15 protein-coding genes are annotated in these 20,800 nt (G+C 63.4%); 10 read left to right on the top strand and 5 right to left on the bottom strand.

Annotation, left to right across the window (positions count from 1 at the left end; translation table 11 throughout):
- Positions 1–19: 19 nt before the first annotated feature.
- Entirely contained in the window at positions 20–1,354 is a 1,335-nt protein-coding gene (gene creD, locus JV241A_RS01415; RefSeq protein WP_115084952.1) for a cell envelope integrity protein CreD, read from the top strand.
- Positions 1,351–1,599, top strand: coding sequence for a hypothetical protein (locus JV241A_RS01420; RefSeq protein WP_115084953.1), 249 nt, complete (start codon positions 1,351–1,353; stop codon positions 1,597–1,599). The genes creD and JV241A_RS01420 overlap by 4 nt, the downstream gene beginning before the upstream one ends.
- On the opposite strand, the gene JV241A_RS01425 is transcribed toward JV241A_RS01420, so the two are convergent.
- From JV241A_RS01425 to aceE, 5 genes are all read right to left on the bottom strand, one after another.
- Positions 1,592–2,224: a glutathione S-transferase gene (locus tag JV241A_RS01425; protein WP_115084954.1), complete on the bottom strand. Its 633-nt coding sequence runs from the start codon at positions 2,222–2,224 to the stop codon at positions 1,592–1,594. The genes JV241A_RS01420 and JV241A_RS01425 overlap by 8 nt on opposite strands.
- Positions 2,225–2,233: 9 nt before the next feature.
- A complete protein-coding gene (msrA, locus tag JV241A_RS01430; RefSeq protein WP_115084955.1) occupies positions 2,234–2,902 on the bottom strand; it encodes a peptide-methionine (S)-S-oxide reductase MsrA in 669 nt (222 codons plus the stop codon).
- A gap of 90 nt (positions 2,903–2,992) precedes the next feature.
- Positions 2,993–5,686, bottom strand: coding sequence for a GGDEF and EAL domain-containing protein (locus tag JV241A_RS01435; RefSeq protein ID WP_115084956.1), 2,694 nt, complete (start codon positions 5,684–5,686; stop codon positions 2,993–2,995).
- Between the two features lie 315 nt (positions 5,687–6,001).
- Positions 6,002–7,630: a dihydrolipoyllysine-residue acetyltransferase gene (gene aceF, locus JV241A_RS01440; RefSeq protein WP_134061243.1), complete on the bottom strand. Its 1,629-nt coding sequence runs from the start codon at positions 7,628–7,630 to the stop codon at positions 6,002–6,004.
- Positions 7,631–7,643: 13 nt separating this feature from the next.
- Complete coding sequence (gene aceE, locus JV241A_RS01445; protein ID WP_115084958.1) at positions 7,644–10,289, bottom strand: pyruvate dehydrogenase (acetyl-transferring), homodimeric type; 2,646 nt, start codon at positions 10,287–10,289, stop codon at positions 7,644–7,646.
- Positions 10,290–10,723: 434 nt separating this feature from the next.
- Between aceE and glnE the strand changes: the two genes are divergently transcribed.
- The 8 genes from glnE (at position 10,724) to JV241A_RS01485 (ending at position 20,777) form a co-directional block, all read left to right on the top strand.
- Entirely contained in the window at positions 10,724–13,660 is a 2,937-nt protein-coding gene (gene glnE / locus JV241A_RS01450; protein WP_115084959.1) for a bifunctional [glutamate--ammonia ligase]-adenylyl-L-tyrosine phosphorylase/[glutamate--ammonia-ligase] adenylyltransferase, read from the top strand.
- 156 nt (positions 13,661–13,816) lie between these two features.
- Positions 13,817–14,866: a lipopolysaccharide heptosyltransferase II gene (gene waaF / locus JV241A_RS01455; RefSeq protein ID WP_134061244.1), complete on the top strand. Its 1,050-nt coding sequence runs from the start codon at positions 13,817–13,819 to the stop codon at positions 14,864–14,866.
- A complete protein-coding gene (waaC, locus tag JV241A_RS01460; protein ID WP_115084961.1) occupies positions 14,867–15,925 on the top strand; it encodes a lipopolysaccharide heptosyltransferase I in 1,059 nt (352 codons plus the stop codon).
- A complete protein-coding gene (locus JV241A_RS01465; protein ID WP_134061245.1) occupies positions 15,925–17,049 on the top strand; it encodes a glycosyltransferase family 4 protein in 1,125 nt (374 codons plus the stop codon). The genes waaC and JV241A_RS01465 overlap by 1 nt, the downstream gene beginning before the upstream one ends.
- The gene (gene rfaP / locus JV241A_RS01470; protein ID WP_134061246.1) at positions 17,046–17,852 is read left to right on the top strand and encodes a lipopolysaccharide core heptose(I) kinase RfaP; all 807 of its coding nucleotides are present in this window, start codon (positions 17,046–17,048) and stop codon (positions 17,850–17,852) included. Before JV241A_RS01465 ends, rfaP begins: the two co-directional genes overlap by 4 nt.
- A complete protein-coding gene (locus JV241A_RS01475) occupies positions 17,852–18,586 on the top strand; it encodes a lipopolysaccharide kinase InaA family protein (protein ID WP_115084964.1) in 735 nt (244 codons plus the stop codon). Before rfaP ends, JV241A_RS01475 begins: the two co-directional genes overlap by 1 nt.
- Complete coding sequence (locus JV241A_RS01480; RefSeq protein ID WP_134061247.1) at positions 18,583–19,335, top strand: lipopolysaccharide kinase InaA family protein; 753 nt, start codon at positions 18,583–18,585, stop codon at positions 19,333–19,335. Before JV241A_RS01475 ends, JV241A_RS01480 begins: the two co-directional genes overlap by 4 nt.
- Positions 19,335–20,777, top strand: coding sequence for a lipopolysaccharide kinase InaA family protein (locus JV241A_RS01485; RefSeq protein WP_134061248.1), 1,443 nt, complete (start codon positions 19,335–19,337; stop codon positions 20,775–20,777). Before JV241A_RS01480 ends, JV241A_RS01485 begins: the two co-directional genes overlap by 1 nt.
- The last annotated feature ends 23 nt before the right edge of the window (positions 20,778–20,800 follow it).

Here is a 20,800-nt window from a genome sequence, read left to right on the forward strand (position 1 = left end):
CGAAACCGGAGTCCCGTCCATGAACCGAAATCTGAGCTACAAACTGGGTGCCATTGCCATCCTGATCGCACTGTTGCTGATTCCCTTGCTGATGATTGGCGGCTTGATCCAGGACCGCCAGGAGCAACGCGACCAGGTGGTGCGCGACATTGCCCAGAGCTCCAGCTTTGCCCAGCAGATCAGCGGGCCGATGCTGGTGGTGCCATACCGCAAGATCGAGCGGCGCTGGAAGACCGAAGACGGCAAGAGCTACCAGGAAGCCAGCCAGGTCGCCGGCCATCTGTACTTCTTGCCGGAAACCTTCGACCTCAAGGCAGGCATCGACACCGAACTGCGTTCGCGCGGTATCTATGAGGCGCGCCTGTTCCACGCCGACAATCACATCAGTGGCCAATTCAAGATTCCGGCCAACTGGGGGATTACCGAGGACTTTGCCGACTACCGCTTCGATCCGGCGTTCCTGGTGGTGGGCATCAGCGACATCCGCGGCATCGAAAAAGGCCTGCAACTGCAGCTCAACGAGCAGCGTCTGGACTTTGCCGCCGGTACCAAGCTGAGCTGGATGAGCGGTGGCGTCCATGCGCTGTTGCCGGGCATCGATGGCAAGGCCGAGGCCGTGCTCAATTACGCGTTCGACCTCAGCCTGCAAGGCACCGGACAGCTGCACGTGCTGCCGATGGGCCGCAGCACTACGGTAAGCATGGCCGCCAACTGGCCGCACCCAAGCTTCGACGGTAACTACCTGCCAAGCAGCCGCAAGGTCGATGCCGGTGGTTTTTCGGCGCGCTGGCAAACCTCGTTCTTCTCCACCAACCTCGAAGACGCCTTGACCCAGTGCGTGGTCAACGAGCAGTGCAATGATTTCAATGGGCGTGCCTTCGGCGTCAGCTTCGTCGACCCGGTGGACCAGTACCTCAAAAGCGAACGGGCAATCAAATATGCATTGCTGTTCATTGCCCTGACCTTTGCCGGCTTTTTCCTCTTCGAAGTGCTCAAGGGCCTCAGCGTGCACCCGATCCAGTACGGCCTGGTGGGCGTGGCCCTGGCGTTCTTCTACCTGCTGTTGCTGTCGTTGTCCGAGCACCTGGGCTTTGCCAAGGCCTATGCGTTGTCGGCGGGGGGCTGCGTGTTGCTGATCGGCTTCTACCTGTGCCACGTGCTGCACAGCGTGTTTCGCGGCATGGGCTTTGCCCTGGGCCTGGCGCTGCTCTACGGCATGCTCTACGGCCTGCTGACGGCCGAGGATTACGCGCTGCTGATGGGCTCGCTGCTGCTGTTCGGCCTGCTGGGTGTGTTCATGGTCCTGACCCGTCGCCTGGACTGGTATCGGGTTGGCCAGGTGAAACTGTCATGAGTGGCTTGCGCGAGGAGAGGGTATTGGGTGCAGTGCTGGCGACCCACATCGCCGGCCTGTGGACAGCAGAAGTGATTGTCGGCGCCGGCCTTGTCGGGGATGAGATTGCTCTGCTGTCTGGTAATGCGCGGCGCCTGCATCGCTGGCAAAGCCAGCTCCCACACAGTCAGCGGTACACCGATGCACTGTGGGAGCCGGCCTTGCCGGCGATGGGCTGCACAGCAGCCCCTGGCAATGTCAGGTAGCCGAAGGATCAGTCGCCTGCATCGACTCACGCTGACTGACTTGCGCATACCACCCCGCCAGCTGCGGCTGTTGCTCACGCCAGCCGAAGTCCGGGAAGCGCAGGTCGAGGTAACCCAGGGCACAGGCCACGCCGATGGCGGCGATGTCGAACACCGAGGCCAGTTCGGCGAAGTGTTCCTGCTCAAGGTTGCTCAGGCCACGACGGATCTTGTCCTGTTGCGCTTCGATCCAGGCGTCCCATTGTTTGTCCTTGGGCCGCAGGAAAGTCTCGTAGCGCGTCAGCACCGCGGCATCCATGATCGCATCGGCCAGCGAGGCGAGGGTCAGGCGGTGCCAGCGCGGCCAGCCTTCACGGGGGATCAGCGGGTTACCGACATGCTGCAGGTCGAGGTACTCGCAGATCACCCGGCTGTCGTGCAGCACGCTACCGTCGGCCAGGCGCAGGGCCGGGATCTTGCCCGCCGGGTTGCCCTGGTTGAGCTCGGCTACCGGGTTGACCGGAGTGAGGTTGACGGCGTGCAGGGCCACGCGGTCGGTCTGCCCGGTTTCGTGCAACACCACCAGGACCTTGCGCACGAACGGCGAGGCCGGCGAATGGAACAGGGTCATGCTCGGTGCGGACATGTCGATCCCTCAGTTGCCTTGCAGGCTCGGTGGCAGGCAGACACCGGTACCACCGATGCCGCAGTAGCCTTCTGGGTTCTTGGCCAGGTACTGCTGGTGGTAGGCTTCGGCGAAGTACACGGTCGGCGCCTGGTCGATCTCGGTGGTGATTTCGCCGAAGCCGGCCTTGCTCAGTTCGGCCTGGTAGGCCTGCTTGCTGGCCAGTGCCTCGTCCAGTTGCTGGGGACTGGTGCAGTAGATCACCGAGCGGTACTGGGTGCCGACGTCGTTGCCCTGGCGCATGCCCTGGGTCGGGTTGTGCAGTTCCCAGAACATCGCCAGCAGCTCTTTGTAGCTGACCTTGTCCTTGTCGAACACCACCAGCACCACTTCGGTGTGGCCGGTCAGGCCCGAGCAGACTTCTTCGTAGGTCGGGTTGGGGGTGAAGCCGCCGGCATAGCCGACCACGGTGCTGACCACGCCTTCACGTTGCCAGAAGCGCCGCTCGGCACCCCAGAAGCAGCCCAGGCCAAAGATCGCAAAGTCGATGGCGCCTTCGAAGAACGGGCCGAGCAGCGGGGTGTCCTTGAAGACGAAATGCTTCTCGGGCAGGGTCATCGGCGTTTCGCGGCCAGGCAGGGCCTGTTCCGCAGTGGGCAGGGCGTTTTTGTTCACCAGAATCTCCGAGCGCAGGACCATGATCGTTCCTCTGCTGATAAAAGGTAGGAGCGGGCTTGCCCCGCGAAGGGGCCTGAATGAACTCTATATTGCCCGAGAGAAACGCCGCTGTCAGGCGATAGGGCCACGCGGATAGCGTTTGAGCTTATCGATCAGCTCACTGCCTGGAATCGGCCGGTCGAACAGGTAGCCCTGGCCGACATCGCAGCGGTGACGACGCAGGAATGCCAGCTGCTCGGCAGTCTCGATGCCTTCGGCAACCACTTTGAGCTTGAGGTTGTGGGCCATGGCCACCACCGCCGAGGTGATCTCCATGTCGTCCTGGTTGTCGGGGATTTCGTGGATGAAGCTGCGATCGATCTTGATGATGTCGATCGGGAATTTCTTCAGGTAGCTCAGCGACGAATAGCCGGTGCCGAAGTCGTCCATGGCCAGGGTCAGGCCCAGTTGCTTGAGCTGGTCGAGCTGGCGGTGGGTGTCTTCGGTGGCTTCCAGCAGCAGGCCCTCGGTCAGCTCCAGCTCCAGCAAGTGCGGGGGCAGGGCTTCCTCCTTGAGGATGTTGGCGATCGAGGCGACCAGGTCGGGGTCGGAAAACTGCTTGGGCGAGAGGTTGATCGCCACCTGCAGGTTACCCAGGCCTTCGGTGCGCAGCTTCTGGCTCATGCGGCAGGCCTGGCGGGCGATCCACTTGCCGATAGGGATGATCAGCCCGGTCTCTTCGGCGACGCTGATGAACTGGTCGGGGCGGATCATGCCCTTTTCCGGATGGTTCCAGCGCAGCAGCGCTTCCAGGCCCAGCAGGCGGCCACTGCGCAGGCACAGCTTGGGCTGGTAGAACACGTCCAGTTCGTTCTGGGTCAGGGCACGGCGCAGGTTGTTCTCGACGAACAGCTTGTAGCTGGCTTCGGCATTCAGCGCCTCGGTGAACACCTGGACCTGGTGCTTGCCGTTGGCCTTGGCCTTGTGCAGGGCCAGGCCTGCGTTTTTCATCAGGGTCTGCGGGTCGCGGCCATGCAGCGGCGCGCAGGCAAGGCCCACGGAGCCGGTGACGTTGATCAGCTGGTTGTCGACGAACATCGGCTTGTCGAGGGTGCGCAGCAGTTGCTGGGCAACCTGCTGGCCGCCCTCCAGGTCGGTGTCTTCGAGCAGCACGGCGAATTCGTTGCTGGCAAAGCGCGCCAGGCTGCCGCCGGGGCTCAGGCTGTTGCGCAGGCGCCGGGCCAGGCTGATCAGCAGCTTGTCGCCGGTCTGGTGGCCGAGGCTGTCGTTGATCCGCTTGAAGTTGTCGATGTCCACCAGCAGCAGGCTGATCGGGCTGTCGCTGTCGCGGGCGAAGCGCTCGTCGAGGTTGCGGATGAACGCCGGGCGATTGCCCAGGCTGGTCAGATTGTCGGTATAGGCCAGGCGCTCGATGCGCTGCTGGGCCAGCTTGCTCTGGGTGATGTCTTCGTAGATGCCGATGTAATGGGTCAGTTCGCGGTTGTCGCCGAACACCTTGGAAATCGACAGCTGGCCCCAGTAGGGCTCGAGGTTCTTGCGCCGGCTCTTGAATTCGCCCTGCCAGCTGTTGCCCATGGCCAGGCTGGACGGCGCGTCGAACAGCAGTTCGCTCAAGTTTTCCAGCGCCGGCAGTTCCGACAGGCGGTGGCCGTGGACTTCATCGGTGCTGTACTGGGTGATGGCGGTAAAGCTTGGGTTGACGTACTCGACCACGCCGTCGCGGTTGACCAGCAAAAAGGCGTTGGCGCTTTGCTCGACGGCGCGCTGGAACAGGTGCAGGGCGTTGGTCGCGGTGCGCCGGTTGTGGTTGTTGATGACCTGGGCGAACTGGTCGGCCAGCTCGCCGGCAAAGGCAATTTCATCGGTTTGCCAGGCGCGCGCCGAGCCGGTTTGCTCCAGGCACAATACCCCGACCACCTGGCCATCGATGCGGATACTGGCGTCGAGCATGGCGTTGATGTCGCGCGGGCGCAGGCTCTCGGCCATTTCCCGGGTGCGCGGGTCGTGGGTGGCGTTGTGGGCGTCGATGGCGCGGCTGGTGTGCAGGGCTTCGAGGTAATCGGGAAAACGACTGGCGTCGATCGGCTCGGGCAGGCGGTATTCCTGGGTGTCTCGGTAGAACGCCGAGATTGGTTGCAGGTGCTGGTCTTCCAGGTACCAGATGCTCGCGCAGTCGATCTTGTAGATCTCGCAGGCACTGCGGGTGATCAGTTCGGCGGCTTCGAGCAGCGAATTGCTGGCGCTGTAGCGATGGCGGGCCAGGTGCAGGATCAGGTCCTGCTGGGCACGTACCCGCTCCAGGTGCTCGAGCTGTTCCTGCTGGGCCCGCTGGTTGAGCTGCAACGCGATCTGCAGGCGGCTGTTGCGGGTTTCGAGGTCGGCGGCCGACAGGTCTGGCGTGTCACCCGGCTGGCTGTCGAGGACCATCAGGTAACCGCGCAGCAACTGGCGGTTGTGCTGCTTGTAGGCTTCGCCCAGCTCCAGCAGGTGCAGCGGGCCCTGGGCGGTGTGCAGGGTATAGCGCACCAGGTAATGCGGGCGCTGGGCCAGTTGCAACTGAATGGCATCGTGCAGTTTGTAGCGCGCTTCGGGCTCCATCAGGCTGGCGTAGGGCGAGCCGACCAGTGCACAGAGTTCCACTGCGGCCAGGCCAAATTGCCGTTCACAACCAGGATCAAGATAGAGCAGCGCCCAGCTCGCCTCGTTCAGCCGCTCGAAACGCAGCATCCCGAGCCGCGAGGGCACGGGCAACTGCGTCACGACCTCGGCCACCATACGGCTGGCGGCATCAGGTTGGCTTTTCATCGAGAGCTCGCTTCAAGAAGGCTGTTCGCGCAAATAGAGCAATCTGCTACTACGCGTGTCGGCAAGGTTGCATCATGCGCTTGAGGCTGACAAGCGATACAGAGACCTCCGTACTAACTGTGTCGGCATTGGCGTAGGAATCTTAAGTCAGACGCTGCCCATCGCGGGGCAAGTCGGACCGCCGCATCGCCGCGCCCACAGGGGGACCATTCCAGCAGATAAAAAAAGCCCCGCCAAAATGACGGGGTTGAGGTACGAGCGTGGCAGCTCGAAAAGGGAGCCTGTCTCCCCGGCAGGGGAGACAGGAAACAGCAATTACAGGAGCATGGTGCGGATGTCGGTCAGCAGGTCGCCCAGGCGCTTGGTGAAGCGCGCAGCAGCTGCACCGTTGATCACGCGGTGATCGTAGGACAGCGACAGTGGCAGCATCAGCTTCGGCTGGAAGGCTTTGCCGTCCCAGACTGGCTGGATGGTCGCCTTGGACACACCGAGGATCGCCACTTCCGGCGCGTTGACGATCGGCGTGAAGCCGGTGCCGCCAATGTGGCCGAGGCTGGAGATGGTGAAGCAGGCGCCTTGCATGTCGTCGGCCGAGAGCTTCTTGGTCCGGGCTTTTTCCGCCAGGGCAGCAGCTTCGCCAGCCAGTTGCAGCAGGCTCTTCTGGTCGACGTTCTTGATCACAGGGACCAGCAGGCCGTCCGGGGTATCAACCGCGAAGCCGATGTTGACGTACTTCTTGCGGATGATCGCCTTGCCGCTAGGGGCCAGCGAGCTGTTGAAGTCCGGCAGTTCCTTGAGCAGGTGGGCGCAGGCCTTGAGCAGCAGGGGCAGCACGGTCAGCTTGACGCCAGCCTTCTCGGCCACGGCCTTCTGGGCTACGCGGAAAGCTTCCAGCTCGGTGATGTCGGCGCTGTCGAACTGGGTCACGTGCGGCACGTTCAGCCAGCTGCGGTGCAGGTTGGTGGCGCCAACTTGCATCAGGCGGGTCATCGGCACTTCTTCGATTTCGCCGAAACGGCTGAAATCGACTTCCGGGATCGGCGGAATACCAGCACCACCGGTTGCACCGGCGGCTGGAGCTGCCTTGGCCTTCTGCATCATGGCCTTGACGTAAACCTGTACGTCTTCCTTGAGCACACGACCGTGCGGGCCGCTGGCAGCGACGGCGCTCAGCTCGACGCCGAATTCACGGGCCAGCTGACGCACGGCAGGGCCGGCATGCACCTTGGCACCGTTTGCCGCAGGGGCAACAGCAGGAGCAGGTGCGGTCTCGGCTTTGGCAGCTGGCGCAGGGGCGGCTGCGGCGGGCGCAGCTTCAGCCTTGGCCGGAGCCGCAGCGGCAGGCGCTGCTGCTGGCGCGGCGGCGCCCTGGACCTTGAGCTTGAGGATGAAGTCGCCAGTGCCGACTTCGTCTTCCAGCTTGACGCCGATGCTTTCCACCACGCCGGCAGCCGGCGACGGGATTTCCATCGAGGCCTTGTCGGATTCCAGGGTGATCAGCGACTGGTCGGCTTCGACCGTGTCGCCAACCTTGACCAGCAGCTCGATGATCTTGGCCTTGCCCGAGGAGCCGATGTCCGGAACATGAATGTCCTGGACAGTGGCAGCCGCCGGTGCAGCGGCCGGGGCCGCAGGGGCCTCGGCAGCAGCAGGTTTTTCCACGGCAGCAGGTGCTGCGGCAGGGGCAGCCGCAGGGGCCGCAGCAGCGGCGCCCTCGACTTCCAGTTCCAGCAGTTCGTCGCCTTCTTTCAGGCGGTCGCCCAGCTTGACCTTCAGGCTCTTGACCACACCGGCCTTGGGAGCAGGGATTTCCATGCTCGCCTTGTCCGATTCCAGGGTCAGGATGCTCTGGTCGGCTTCGATACGGTCGCCAACTTTGACGAACAGCTCGATGACTTCACCTTCACCGCTGCCGATGTCAGGTACGCGAATGAGTTCGCTCACTTAAAAATACTCCTCAGCAGTCCAGTGGGTTGCGTTTGTCCGGGTCGATGCCGAACTTGGTGATGGCTTCAGCCACGACCTTAGGTTCGATATCGCCACGGTCAGCCAAGGCTTCCAGGGCAGCCAGCACCACGAAGTGACGGTCGACTTCGAAGAAGTGACGCAGCTTCTTGCGGCTGTCGCTGCGACCGAAGCCATCGGTACCCAGGACTTTGAACTCTTTGCTCGGTACCCACTGGCGAATCTGTTCGGCGAACAGCTTCATGTAGTCGGTGGAGGCGATGACCGGGCCCTTGCGGCCAGCCAGGCACTCTTCGACGTAGGTAACCTGAGGTTTCTGACCAGGCTTGAGGCGGTTGCTGCGCTCTACGGCCAGGCCGTCGCGACGCAGTTCGTTGAAGCTGGTAACGCTCCAGACGTCGGCGCCAACGTTGAACTCTTCACGCAGGATCTTCGCCGCTTCGCGCACTTCACGCAGGATGGTGCCGGAGCCCAGCAACTGAACGTGGTGTGCAGCTTCGCGGGTGTCTTCCTCGAGCAGGTACATACCCTTGATGATGCCTTCCTCGACACCGGCCGGGATGGCTGGCTGCTGGTAGGACTCGTTCATCACGGTGATGTAGTAGAAGACGTCCTGTTGCTCTTCGGTCATCTTCTTCATGCCGTCCTGGATGATCACCGCCAGCTCGTAGCCGTAGGTCGGATCATAGGTGCGGCAGTTCGGGATGGTCGCGGCCAGCATGTGGCTGTGACCGTCTTCGTGCTGCAGGCCTTCACCGTTGAGGGTGGTACGGCCGGCGGTACCGCCGATCAGGAAGCCACGGGTGCGGCTGTCGCCAGCGGCCCAGGCCAGGTCACCGATACGCTGGAAGCCGAACATCGAGTAGAAGATGTAGAACGGCAGCATCGGCTGGTTGTGGTTCGAGTACGAAGTACCGGCAGCGATGAAGGAGGACATGGCGCCCGCTTCGTTGATGCCTTCTTCGAGGATCTGGCCCTTCTTGTCTTCGCGGTAGAACATCACCTGGTCTTTGTCGACTGGCTCGTAGAGCTGGCCGACGGACGAGTAGATGCCCAGCTGGCGGAACATGCCTTCCATACCGAAGGTGCGGGCTTCGTCCGGGATGATCGGGACGATGCGCTGGCCGATTTCCTTGTCCTTGACCAGTTGCGCGAGGATCCGCACGAAGGCCATGGTGGTGGAGATTTCACGGTCGCCCGAGCCGTCGAGGATCGCCTTCAGGGTTTCCAGTGGCGGCGTCGGGATGCTGAAGCTCTTCGCGCGGCGCTGCGGCACGAAGCCACCCAGGGCGCTGCGGCGCTCGGCCAGGTAACGGGCCTCGGCGCTGCCTTCTTCAGGTTTGAAGAACGGCAGGTTTTCCAGCTCTTCGTCCTTGACCGGGATGTCGAAACGATCGCGGAAGTGACGCAGGCTGTCGACGTCGACCTTCTTGGTGTTGTGCGCGGTGTTCTTGGCTTCGCCAGCACCGGTGCCGTAACCCTTGATGGTCTTGGCCAGGATGACGGTCGGCTGGTCTTTGTGGTTGACCGCCTGGTGGTAGGCCGCATAGACCTTGTACGGGTCGTGACCACCACGGTTGAGCTTCCAGATCTCGTCGTCGGACAGGTCTTCGACCATGGCCTTGAGCTCTGGAGTGTTGAAGAAGTGCTCACGGACGAACGCGCCGTCCTTGGCCTTGTAGTTCTGGTACTCGCCGTCGATGACTTCGTCCATGCGGCGTTGCAGGATGCCGTCGACGTCCTTGGCCAGCAGCGGGTCCCAGAAACGGCCCCAGACCACTTTGTTGACGTTCCAGCCACCGCCACGGAACACGCCTTCGAGTTCCTGGATGATCTTGCCGTTGCCGCGAACCGGGCCGTCGAGGCGCTGCAGGTTGCAGTTGATGACGAAGATCAGGTTGTCCAGCTTCTCGCGGCCAGCCAGCGAGATTGCGCCCAGGGATTCCGGCTCGTCGCACTCGCCGTCGCCCATGAAGCACCAGATCTTCTGCTTGCCGGCAGGGATGTAGCCACGGCTTTCCATGTACTTCATGAAACGCGCCTGGTAGATCGCCTGGATCGGGCCCAGACCCATGGAAACGGTCGGGAACTGCCAGAAGTCAGGCATCAGCCATGGGTGTGGGTAGGACGACAGGCCCTTGCCATCGACTTCCTGACGGAAGTTGTTCATTTGGTCTTCGGTGATCCGGCCTTCCATGAACGCACGGGCGTAGACGCCTGGCGAAGCGTGACCCTGGAAGTAGATCAGGTCGCCGCCGTGCTCGTCGGTCGGGGCCTGGAAGAAGTAGTTGAAGCCGATGTCATACAGGGTGGCGCTGGAGGCGAAGCTGGAGATGTGGCCGCCCAGATCCGAGTCTTTCAGGTTGGTGCGCATCACCATGGCCAGCGCGTTCCAACGTACCAACGAGCGAATGCGGCGTTCCATGAACAGGTCGCCAGGCATGCGTGCTTCGTGGGTTACGGGGATGGTGTTGCGGTATGGCGTGGTGATGGCATATGGCAGCTGAGAGCCACTACGGGTGGCCAGCTCGCCCATACGGGTCATCAGGTAGTGAGCGCGGTCTTCGCCTTCTTTGTCGAGAACCGACTCCAGGGCGTCCAGCCATTCCTGGGTTTCGACGGGATCGAGGTCTTGCATGGCTTGCTCCAGGGCGGAAAGGCTTCCAGAATCGGTTGCCTGAGTTTGCGACTGGCCTTTTGGGCAGACGACATGAAATTCTTGGATTACCGGAGAGTGTACCGGCGTTGTGTAGTTTTACTACAAATGAATCACCATTTCATGCTTTTGAGGTGATCGGGCAGTAGTAAAACTACACAAAAATGGCTCGTGGCCGCTGTTCGGGTTGTGGGAAAAATCGATACCGGTGGTTAAAAACAAGTTAAGAAAAGGTTTGCTGCGATGGTTTCTGCCAGAAAATCAGTTTTTACAGCTATTTCTAACTTTTGTACGACAGTCCAGCAGTGGTCGGTAGGAGCGGGCTTGCCCCGCGAAGCGATTTTCCTGAAAAAGCCCAATCGCGGGGCAAGCCCGCTCCCACTCGCCAATCTTTTCTCGCCGATCAAGGATAGACCATGAGCCTGCCTTTGCTGGCCGAACTGCCGGCCACCCTCACTGCCTTGGTCAGCCGTAACGAGCAATCGTTTCGTGCGGCTGTCGCCCAGCTCCCCGAATTGTCTGTTGAAGGCTGGAACGCCGAGCGCTGGGCGCAGTTCGCCCGGGTGACTGCGGCCAGTGATTTCGTCCTTGAACAGGTGCTGCGCGACCCGGCGATGCTGGTTGATCTGGCCGCCAGTGGCGAGCTCGACCGGGCATTTGCCCCAGGTGCGCTGTGCGCGCAGATCGCTGCCGCCACCCAGGCTGCCGAGAGCGAAGACGAACTGGCGCGCAACCTGCGCCGCCAGCGCAGCCGCCAGCAGGTGCGGATCATCTGGCGCGACCTGACCCGCCAGGCCGACCTGGTGCAGACCTGCCGCGACCTGTCCGACCTTGCCGACGCTTCTATCGACCAGGCCTACAACTGGCTGTACCCGCGCCATTGCCAGCAGTTCGGCACTCCGATCGGCCACCGCAGCGGCCAGCCGCAGCACATGGTGGTGCTGGGCATGGGCAAGCTCGGCGCGGTGGAACTGAACCTGTCGTCGGACATCGACCTGATCTTCGCCTTCCCTGAAGGCGGCGAGACTGAAGGGGTCAAGCGCTCGCTGGATAACCAGGAGTTCTTCACCCGCCTGGGCCAGCGCTTGATCAAGGCCCTGGACCCGATCACCGTCGACGGTTTTGTGTTCCGCGTCGACATGCGCCTGCGCCCTTACGGTTCGGCCGGCGCCCTGGTGCTCAGCTTCAATGCCCTGGAGCAGTATTACCAGGATCAGGGCCGCGATTGGGAACGCTACGCGATGATCAAGGCGCGGGTGGTGGCTGGCGACCAGGTCGCCGGTGCGCAACTGCTGGATATGCTGCGGCCCTTCGTCTACCGGCGGTACCTGGACTTCTCGGCGATCGAAGCGCTGCGCACCATGAAGCAGCTGATCCAGCAGGAAGTGCGGCGCAAGGGCATGGCCGAGAACATCAAGCTGGGTGCCGGCGGCATCCGCGAAGTCGAGTTTATTGCCCAGGCCTTCCAGCTGATTCACGGCGGGCGCGACCTGAGCCTGCAACAACGACCGTTGCTCAAGGTGCTGTCGACCCTCGAAGGGCAGGGCTACCTGCCAGCGGCGGTGATTGCCGAGCTGCGTGAAGGCTATGAGTTCCTGCGTTACACCGAACACGCGATCCAGGCGATTGCCGACCGCCAGACCCAGATGCTCCCGGACGACGAACTGGACCGCGCGCGCATCGCCTTCATGCTCGGCTTTGCCGACTGGCCGAGCTTCCATGCCCAGCTGATGCACTGGCGTGGGCGGATCGACTGGCACTTCCGTCAGGTGATTGCCGACCCGGACGAAGACGAGAATGAAGAAGGTGAAGTGATCGTCGGCGGCGAATGGCTGCCGCTGTGGGAAGAAGCCCAGAATGAAGAGGCCGCCTGCCGTCAGTTGCAGGACGCCGGTTTCGCCGACCCGGAAAAAGCCCTCAAGCAGCTTGCCGGCCTGCGCGTCAGCCCGCAGTTGCGGGCCATGCAGCGCCTGGGTCGTGAGCGTCTGGATGCCTTTATCCCACGTTTGCTGGCCCAGGCGGTGGAGCACGCCGACCCGGACCTGGTGCTGGAGCGGGTGTTGCCGCTGGTCGAAGCCGTAGCCCGGCGTTCGGCCTACCTGGTGCTGCTCACCGAAAACCCCGGGGCGCTGCGCCGTCTGCTGACCCTGTGCGCCGCCAGCCCGTGGATCGCCGAACAGATCACCCGTTTCCCGCTATTGCTCGACGAGCTGCTCAACGAAGGCCGCCTGTTCAGCCCGCCGCAGGCCCCGGAACTGGCCGCCGAGTTGCGCGAGCGGCTGACGCGCATCCCCGAAGACGACCTTGAACAGCAAATGGAAGCCCTGCGCCACTTCAAGCTGGCCCACAGCCTGCGCGTGGCCGCTTCGGAAATCGCCGGCAACCTGCCGTTGATGAAAGTCAGCGACTACCTGACCTGGCTGGCCGAAGCCATCCTCAACCAGGTGCTGGCCCTGGCCTGGCGCCAGACCGTGAGCCGTCACGGCCAGCCCAAGCGCAGCGACGGCAGCCTGTGCGACCCGGGCTTCATTATTGTCGGCTACGGCAAGGTGGGTGGCATCGAGCTGGGCCACGGCTCGGACCTGGACCTGGTATTCATCCACGACGGTGACCCGCAGGCCGAAACCGACGGTGCCAAGCCGATCGACAGCGCGCAGTTCTTCACCCGCCTGGGCCAGCGCATTATTCACCTGCTGACCACCCAGACCAACTCCGGCCAGCTCTACGACGTTGATATGCGCCTGCGCCCCTCGGGTGCCTCAGGTTTGTTGGTCAGCTCCCTGGGCGCCTTTGAGCGTTACCAGCAAAACGAAGCCTGGACCTGGGAGCATCAGGCCCTGGTTCGCGCCCGGGTGCTGGTCGGTTGCCCGCAGGTGGGTTCGGCGTTCGAGACCGTGCGTGCACGCATTCTCGGCCAGGCGCGCGACCTGCCCAAGCTGCAGGCCGAGGTCAGCGAGATGCGCGCCAAGATGCGCGACAACCTCGGCACCAAGCTCAGCGCCGCCGGGACGGCGGCCAACGCCTTCGATGCCGGTGTGCCCTTCGATATCAAGCAGGATGCCGGTGGTATCGTCGATATCGAATTTATGGTGCAATACGCCGCTTTGGCCTGGTCTCACGACCATCCGGCGCTGCTGCGCTGGACCGACAATATCCGCATCCTCGAAGAGCTCGAGCAGGCCGGGCTGATGCCCGCCAGCGATGCCGTGCTGCTGCGCGAGGTGTACAAGGCGTTCCGTTCCGCCGCGCACCGCCAGGCCCTGCAGAAGCAGGCCGGGGTGATCGATGCCGGACAGTTCGTTCAGGAGCGCCAGGAGGTGCGGCGGATCTGGTCGGAGCTGGGCTTGAGTTGATACATCGGCCAGGCGGTTCAGGCATCAGGACGCCTGCCACGACCACAGTACAGCCCGAGTGGCGTACACTGGTCGACATATAGCCTGAATATAAAGAGGGGAGGCCAGGCTGTTTGCGGACAGTTTGCAGCCTCCCTGATCGTTTCTGGATAAAGCATGAGAATTTTGATCATTGGCCCCAGCTGGGTGGGCGACATGGTAATGGCGCAGACTTTGTTCCAGTGCCTGAAGCAGCGTCACCCGGAATGTGTGATCGATGTGCTGGCACCCGAGTGGAGCCGGCCGATCCTCGAGCGCATGCCCGAAGTGCGTCAGGCCTTGAGCTTCCCGCTCGGCCACGGCGCGCTCGAACTGGCTACGCGTCGGCGTATCGGCAAATCCCTGGCCGGCCAGTACGACCAGGCGATCCTGCTGCCCAACTCGCTGAAATCGGCGCTGGTGCCGTTCTTTGCCGGCATCCCCAAGCGCACCGGCTGGCGCGGCGAGCTGCGTTTCGGCCTGCTCAACGACGTGCGCAAGCTCGACAAGGCCAAGTACCCGCTGATGATCGAGCGCTTCATGGCCCTGGCCTACCCGGCTGGTGCCGAGCTGCCGAAGCCGTACCCGCGCCCGAGCCTGCAGATTCAAGCGCAGAGCCGCGACGCCGCCCTGGCCAAGTTCGGCCTGAGCCTGGACCGTCCGGTATTGGCGCTGTGCCCCGGTGCCGAGTTCGGTGAAGCCAAACGCTGGCCGTCGGAGCATTACGCCAAGGTTGCCGAGACCAAGATCCGCGAAGGCTGGCAAGTCTGGCTGTTCGGCTCGAAGAACGACCACGCCGTCGGCGAGGCCATTCGTGCCCGCTTGATTCCGGGGCTGCGCGAAGAAGCCAGCAACCTCAGCGGCGAGACCTCGCTGGCCGAAGCCATCGACCTGCTGTCGTGCAGCAATGCGGTGGTGTCCAACGACTCCGGGCTGATGCATGTGGCCGCCGCGCTGAACCGTCCACTGGTGGCGGTCTACGGCTCGACCTCGCCGGGCTTCACTCCGCCCCTGGCCGATCAGGTCGAGGTGGTGCGCCTGGGCCTGGACTGCAGCCCCTGTTTCGACCGTACCTGCCGATTCGGCCATTACAACTGCTTGCGTCAACTGGAGCCGGAAGCCGTGGAGGCTGCGCTGCAGCGCCTGAACGGCCCGAACCTGATCGACGTCATGGCCGAGGTCGACTAAGTGCGGGTACTGCTGATCAAGACCTCGTCCCTGGGCGATGTGATCCACGCGCTGCCGGCGCTGACCGACGCCGCCCGGGCAATCCCCGGCATCCGCTTCGACTGGGTGGTCGAAGAAGGCTTTGCCGAGATCCCCAGCTGGCATCCAGCGGTGGACAAGATCATCCCGGTGGCCATTCGTCGCTGGCGCAAGAACCTCTGGCAGACCTTCAAGAGCGGCGAATGGCGCCAGTTCAAGCAGCGTCTGCGCGAGAGCAAGTACGACCTGGTGATCGACGCCCAGGGCCTGGTCAAATCCGCCTGGCTGACCCGTTACGTCAAGGCGCCGGTGGCCGGCATGGACCGTTACTCGGCCCGTGAAGGGCTGGCGAGCCGCTTCTACGACCGGCGTTTGTCGGTGGAGCGCGGCCAGCATGCGGTGGAGCGGGTGCGCCAGCTGTTCGCCCTCGCTCTGGGCTACAACCTGCCGGCTGGTCTGGGCGATTACGGCCTGGACCTCAACCGCCTGCAGTTGCCGCCGGCGGCGCCGTTCGTGGTGTTCCTGCACGGCACCACCTGGGCGACCAAGCACTGGCCGGAAGCCTACTGGCGTCAGTTGGCCGAACGCCTCGGCCAGCAAGGCCTGCAGGTACGCCTGCCGTGGGGCAACCCGGCCGAGCAGGCGCGAGCCGAGCGCATTGCCAAGGGCCTGAGCAACTGCCAGGTGTTGCCCAAGTTGAACCTGGTCGGAGTCGCCCGCGTACTGGCCGCAGCCAAGGCCTGCATTGCCGTGGATACCGGCCTCGGTCACCTGGCGGCAGCACTGGATGTACCGACCCTGTCACTGTTCGGCCCGACCAACCCGGGCCTCACCGGTGCCTATGGCAAGTCCCAGGTGCATATCGCCAGCGATTTTGCCTGCGCGCCGTGCCTGCAAAAAAAATGTACCTACAAGCCGAGCGCTGATGACCAGCGCCGGTTCGATCTCAAACGCGAGTGGCCACTGTGCTTCACTCGCCTGAATCCCGAGCGTGTGGCGAGCCAATTGCGCGCGTTGCTGCTGGCTGAGGATGTTCGTTGATGCAACTGGCTTTTGTTCTATACAAGTATTTTCCCTTCGGCGGCCTGCAGCGTGACTTCATGCGCATTGCCCTGGAGTGTCAGCGTCGCGGTCACCAGATCCGCGTCTACACGCTGATCTGGGAAGGCGATGTGCCCGAGGGCTTCGAAGTGCTGGTGGCACCGGTCAAGGCGCTGTTCAACCATCGGCGCAACGAGAAACTCAGTGCCTGGATGGAAGCGGACCTGGCCAAGCGCCCGGTTGACCGCCTGATCGGCTTCAACAAGATGCCCGGGCTGGACGTTTACTACGCCGCCGACGGCTGCTTCGAAGACAAGGCGCAGAACCTGCGCAACTCGCTGTATCGGCGCTGGGGCCGCTACCGGCACTTTGCCGAGTACGAGCGGGCGGTGTTCGCCAAGGATGCCAAGACCGAGATCCTGATGATCTCCGAAGTCCAGCAGCCGCTGTTCATCAAGCATTACCAGACACCGATCGAGCGCTTCCATTTGCTGCCACCTGGCATCAGCCAGGACCGCCGCGCGCCGGCCAATGCCGCCGAGATCCGCGCCGAATTCCGTCGTGAGTTCGGCCTTGAGGATGATCAGCTGCTGATGGTGCAGATTGGCTCTGGCTTCAAGACCAAGGGTGTCGACCGCAGCCTCAAGGCCCTGGCCGCCTTGCCGTCGTCCTTGCGCAAGCGCACGCGCTTGATGGTCATCGGCCAGGACGACCCCAAGGTGTTCCAGCTGCAAAGCGCAACCCTCGGGCTGAGCGACCAGGTGCAGTTCCTCAAGGGCCGCAGCGATATCCCGCGCTTTCTGCTCGGCGCCGACCTGCTGATCCACCCGGCCTACAACGAAAACACTGGCACCGTGCTGCTCGAAGCGCTGGTCGCCGGGCTGCCGGTACTGGTTTCGGCCGTGTGCGGCTATGCCCATTACATCGCCGAAGCCGACAGCGGCCTGGTGCTCGATGAGCCGTTCGAACAGGAGCAGCTCAACCGCTACCTGCAGCGCATGCTCGAAGACGGCCAGGCACGCGCCGCGTGGGCGCGCCATGGCCTGGCGTTTGCCGACAGCGCCGACCTCTACAGCATGCCCGAGCATGCCGCCGACGTGATCCTGGCGCAGGAGCGCGCATGAAACTGATACTGGCTGAGCCGTTCAAGCGCCTGTGGGCCGGGCGCGATGCCTTCGAGGCCGTCGAGGCCCTGCAAGGCGAGGTGTACCGCGAGCTGGAAGGCCGCCGTACCCTGCGCACCGAAGTCGAAGGCCGTGGCTATTTCGTCAAGATCCACCGTGGCATCGGCTGGGGCGAGATCTTCAAGAACCTGTTCACCGCCAAGCTGCCGGTGCTCGGCGCCGGCCAGGAATGGCAGGCCATCCAGCGCCTGCACGAAGTGGGCGTGCCGACCATGACTGCGGTGGCCTATGGTGAGCGCGGTGATAATCCGGCTGCCCAGCATTCGTTCATCGTCACTGAAGAACTGGCACCGACCGTCAGCCTCGAAGACTTCAGCATCGACTGGGTCAAGCAGCCACCCGCGCCGCGCCTCAAGCGTGCGCTGATCGCCGAAGTAGCGCGCATGACCGGCATGATGCACCGCGCCGGGGTCAACCACCGCGACTGCTACATCTGCCATTTCTTGCTGCACACCGACCGGCCGGTGACCGCCGATGACTTCAAGTTGTCGGTTATCGACCTGCACCGCGCCCAGACCCGGGCGAAAATCTCCCGCCGCTGGCGTGACAAGGACCTGGCCGCGCTGTACTTCTCGGCACTGGACATCGGCCTGACCCGGCGCGACAAGTTGCGCTTCTTGCGTGGCTACTTCCAGCAGCCGCTACGGCAGATTCTGGCCGAGGAAGCCGGGCTGCTGGCCTGGCTGGAAGGCAAGGCGCAGAAGCTCTACGAGCGTAAACAACGGTACGGAGACGCGCTCTGATGGCGGGTTGGAAACTGGAGCCTGCCTACCAGGCCCTGGCGACGGATTTTGGCAGCATCGACGCGGTGTTCGCCCTCAAGGGCGAGCGCCTGACCCACGACCCGCTGAGCGAAGTGATCCGTGTCGAGCGCGACGGGGTCAACTATTACGTCAAACGCTATACCGGCGCAGGCAAAGGCCTGCGCCGGTATTTGGGGCGCCCGCGGATCAAGGCCGAATGGCAGAACCTCAAGCAGTTCGCCAAGTGGGACATCCCCACCGCCGAAGTGGTCGCCTTTGGCCTTGAGCGTAATGGCCTGGCCTTTGGCCGCGGGGCGATGATCACCCGCGAGCTGCCGCGCACCGAAGATCTGTCGGCCCTGGCCGAGCGCAACGATGCGCGTCTGGCCGATCGCGGCTGGGTTGACCACATCAGCCGTCAGCTGGCCCGGCATACGCGAATCATGCATGACCACCACTTCACCCATAACGATCTGAAGTGGCGCAACCTGCTGGTGGATGACCAGGCCACGCTATTCTTCATCGACTGCCCGACCGGCGATTTCTGGTGGGGCTTCATGCTGCGTTACCGCATCACCAAAGACCTGGCGTGCCTGGACAAAGTGGCCAAGTATCACTTGTCGAACACCCAGCGTCTGCGCTTCTACCTGCAGTACCGCGGGCGCGAGCGTCTGAATGAATCGGACAAACGCCGCATTCGCCATGTGGTGACGTTTTTCGAGGGACGCGAATGACTGACTTTCTTGCCAGTGCCGATGTGGCACTGCTTGAGCGCCATGGCCTCAACGGTTTCGACCAGCTCTGGGCCCTGCAGCTCGATGCGGTGGATGAGCCCAATACCGGTCGTGGCGGCTGGAGCAGCGTCTATCGCCTGGAGCTTGAAGGCAAAGGCTACTACCTCAAGCGCCAGAGCGATTACCTGACCCGTACCCTGCACCGGCCGTTCGGCGAGCCGACCTTTGCTCGCGAGTTTCGCAATATCAGCCGCTACCAGAAGCTCGGGATTCCCGCTTTGCAGGCGGTGTATTACGGCGATCGCAAGGTCGAAGGCGAGCGTCGGGCGATCCTCATGACCCGTGCCCTGGATGACTGGAGCGACCTCGACAGCCTGCTGGCGCAGTGGCCGCAGCTGGACATTGGCCAGCGCCAGGGCATCCTGCGCGCCTGCGGGCAGCTTGCGCGTACCCTGCACGCTGCCAATCAGGTGCATGGCTGCTTTTACCCCAAGCATATCTTCCTGCGTACCCGTAGCGATGGCTGGCTGGCGCAACTGATCGACCTGGAGAAAACCCGGCCGCTGCTGCTGGGCATGCGTGACCGGCTCAAGGACCTTGAGCCGCTGTTGCGCCGGGCACCGATCTGGAGCGAAGCTGAAGTGCGGGTGATGCTCTCGTCCTACCTGGACCAGCCCACCGACAGCCCGCTGGTGGATACCTGGCTGCAGCGCCTGACGCGCCGCCGCCGTGAGAAAGAGGCTCGCTGATGCGTTTGTCTGAACTCAAGGATGCCGGGCGCAGCCCGGATCTGCCCCTGAACATCAGCCTGGCCGACGCCGCCGGCAGTGCCGAGCTGCAGTTGCTCAGCCTGCTGCGGGTGCTGCCGGGCCAGCGTTATGTTGGCGCCGGGATCTGGCGCGGCAAGCCGGTGCTGGCCAAATTGCTGGTCGGCAGCAGTGCTGCCCGGCATTTTCAGCGTGAGCTGGAGGGTGCGCGGCTGCTGGCCGCCCAGGGCCTGACCACGCCGTTGCTGCTGGCCGATGGTTTGCGCGAAGGCGAGGGCGGTTGGCTGCTGTTCGAGTTTCTCGAAAACGCCGTGAGCCTGGCCGATGCCTGGGCTGAAGTCGAAGCCCTGCCGCCGCTGGCCGATGAACAGCACCTGGTGCTCGGCGAAGCCCTGACGGCGGTGGCGCAGATGCACGCCAAGGGCCTGTGGCAGGACGACCTGCACCTGGACAACCTGCTGCGCCATAACGGCCAGCTGTATTTGATCGATGGCGCCGGGATCAAGGCCGAAACCCTTGGCCAGCCGCTGTCGCGCCAACAGGTGTTGCAGAACCTCGGGGTACTGTTCGCCCAGTTGCCCAAGCGTCTGGAGCCCTTTATCGAAGAGCTGCTGGTGCATTACCTGCTGGCCAACGCCGAGCACGCGCTGCCGCTGGAAGCCCTGCAGAAGCAGATCGACAAGGTGCGCAGCTGGCGCCTGAAGGACTACCTCGACAAGGCCGGGCGCGAGTGCACGCTGTTCAGCGTCGAGCGCGGCGCGTCGGGCCTGCGTTCCATTCGTCGCAACGAAGTGGTCGCCATGCTGCCGGTGCTGGAGCAGGCCGATACCCTGATCGACCAGGGCCACCTGTACAAGACCGGCGGCGCCGCCAGCGTGGCCAAGGTCGAGGTCAATGGCCGACCACTGGTGCTCAAGCGCTACAACATCAAGAACACCGCCCATTGGTTCAAGCGCTTCTGGCGCCCGAGCCGGGCCTGGCATTCGTGGATCGAAGGGCATCGCCTGGAGTTTCTCGGCATTGCCACGCCCAAGCCGCTGGCGGTGCAGGAGCTGCGCTTCATGGGCTTGCGCAGCCGCGCCTATCTGGTCACCGAGTACGCTGATGGCCCGGATCTGTTGGCTTGTTTCGCGCCGTATGTCGAATCCGGCGAGGTGCCCGAGGAGCAACTGCAGGCCTTGCAGCACCTGCTCGCTCAGTTGATCCACGAGCGCATCAGCCACGGCGACATGAAGGGCCACAACCTGTTCTGGCAGGACGGCCAATGGTCGCTGATCGATCTGGATGCCATGTGTCATCACGCTACCCAGATTAGCTTTGCCCAGGCCTTTGCCCGTGACCGGGCGCGGTTGTTGCGCAACTGGCCCGCTGGCAGTGCGCTGTACAAGCGCCTGGATGAGTGCCTGCCGAAGCTGGCGGACTGATAGAGCCGCATCGCGGGGCTTGC

This window comes from Pseudomonas sp. JV241A (assembly GCF_900275665.1).
In the GTDB taxonomy this organism is placed as follows: domain Bacteria; phylum Pseudomonadota; class Gammaproteobacteria; order Pseudomonadales; family Pseudomonadaceae; genus Aquipseudomonas; species Aquipseudomonas wadenswilerensis.

Bases quoted from the DNA above. Each gene is read 5' to 3' on its own strand.
- msrA (WP_115084955.1), bottom strand. From the start codon at position 2,902: ATGGTCCTGCGCTCGGAGATTCTGGTGAACAAAAACGCCCTGCCCACT.
- JV241A_RS01475 (WP_115084964.1), top strand. From the start codon at position 17,852: ATGGCGGGTTGGAAACTGGAGCCTGCCTACCAGGCCCTGGCGACGGAT.
- JV241A_RS01485 (WP_134061248.1), top strand. From the start codon at position 19,335: ATGCGTTTGTCTGAACTCAAGGATGCCGGGCGCAGCCCGGATCTGCCC.
- JV241A_RS01420 (WP_115084953.1), top strand. From the start codon at position 1,351: ATGAGTGGCTTGCGCGAGGAGAGGGTATTGGGTGCAGTGCTGGCGACC.
- JV241A_RS01480 (WP_134061247.1), top strand. From the start codon at position 18,583: ATGACTGACTTTCTTGCCAGTGCCGATGTGGCACTGCTTGAGCGCCAT.
- creD (WP_115084952.1), top strand. From the start codon at position 20: ATGAACCGAAATCTGAGCTACAAACTGGGTGCCATTGCCATCCTGATC.
- rfaP (WP_134061246.1), top strand. From the start codon at position 17,046: ATGAAACTGATACTGGCTGAGCCGTTCAAGCGCCTGTGGGCCGGGCGC.
- JV241A_RS01435 (WP_115084956.1), bottom strand. From the start codon at position 5,686: ATGAAAAGCCAACCTGATGCCGCCAGCCGTATGGTGGCCGAGGTCGTG.
- waaF (WP_134061244.1), top strand. From the start codon at position 13,817: ATGAGAATTTTGATCATTGGCCCCAGCTGGGTGGGCGACATGGTAATG.
- JV241A_RS01465 (WP_134061245.1), top strand. From the start codon at position 15,925: ATGCAACTGGCTTTTGTTCTATACAAGTATTTTCCCTTCGGCGGCCTG.
- glnE (WP_115084959.1), top strand. From the start codon at position 10,724: ATGAGCCTGCCTTTGCTGGCCGAACTGCCGGCCACCCTCACTGCCTTG.
- aceE (WP_115084958.1), bottom strand. From the start codon at position 10,289: ATGCAAGACCTCGATCCCGTCGAAACCCAGGAATGGCTGGACGCCCTG.
- JV241A_RS01425 (WP_115084954.1), bottom strand. From the start codon at position 2,224: ATGTCCGCACCGAGCATGACCCTGTTCCATTCGCCGGCCTCGCCGTTC.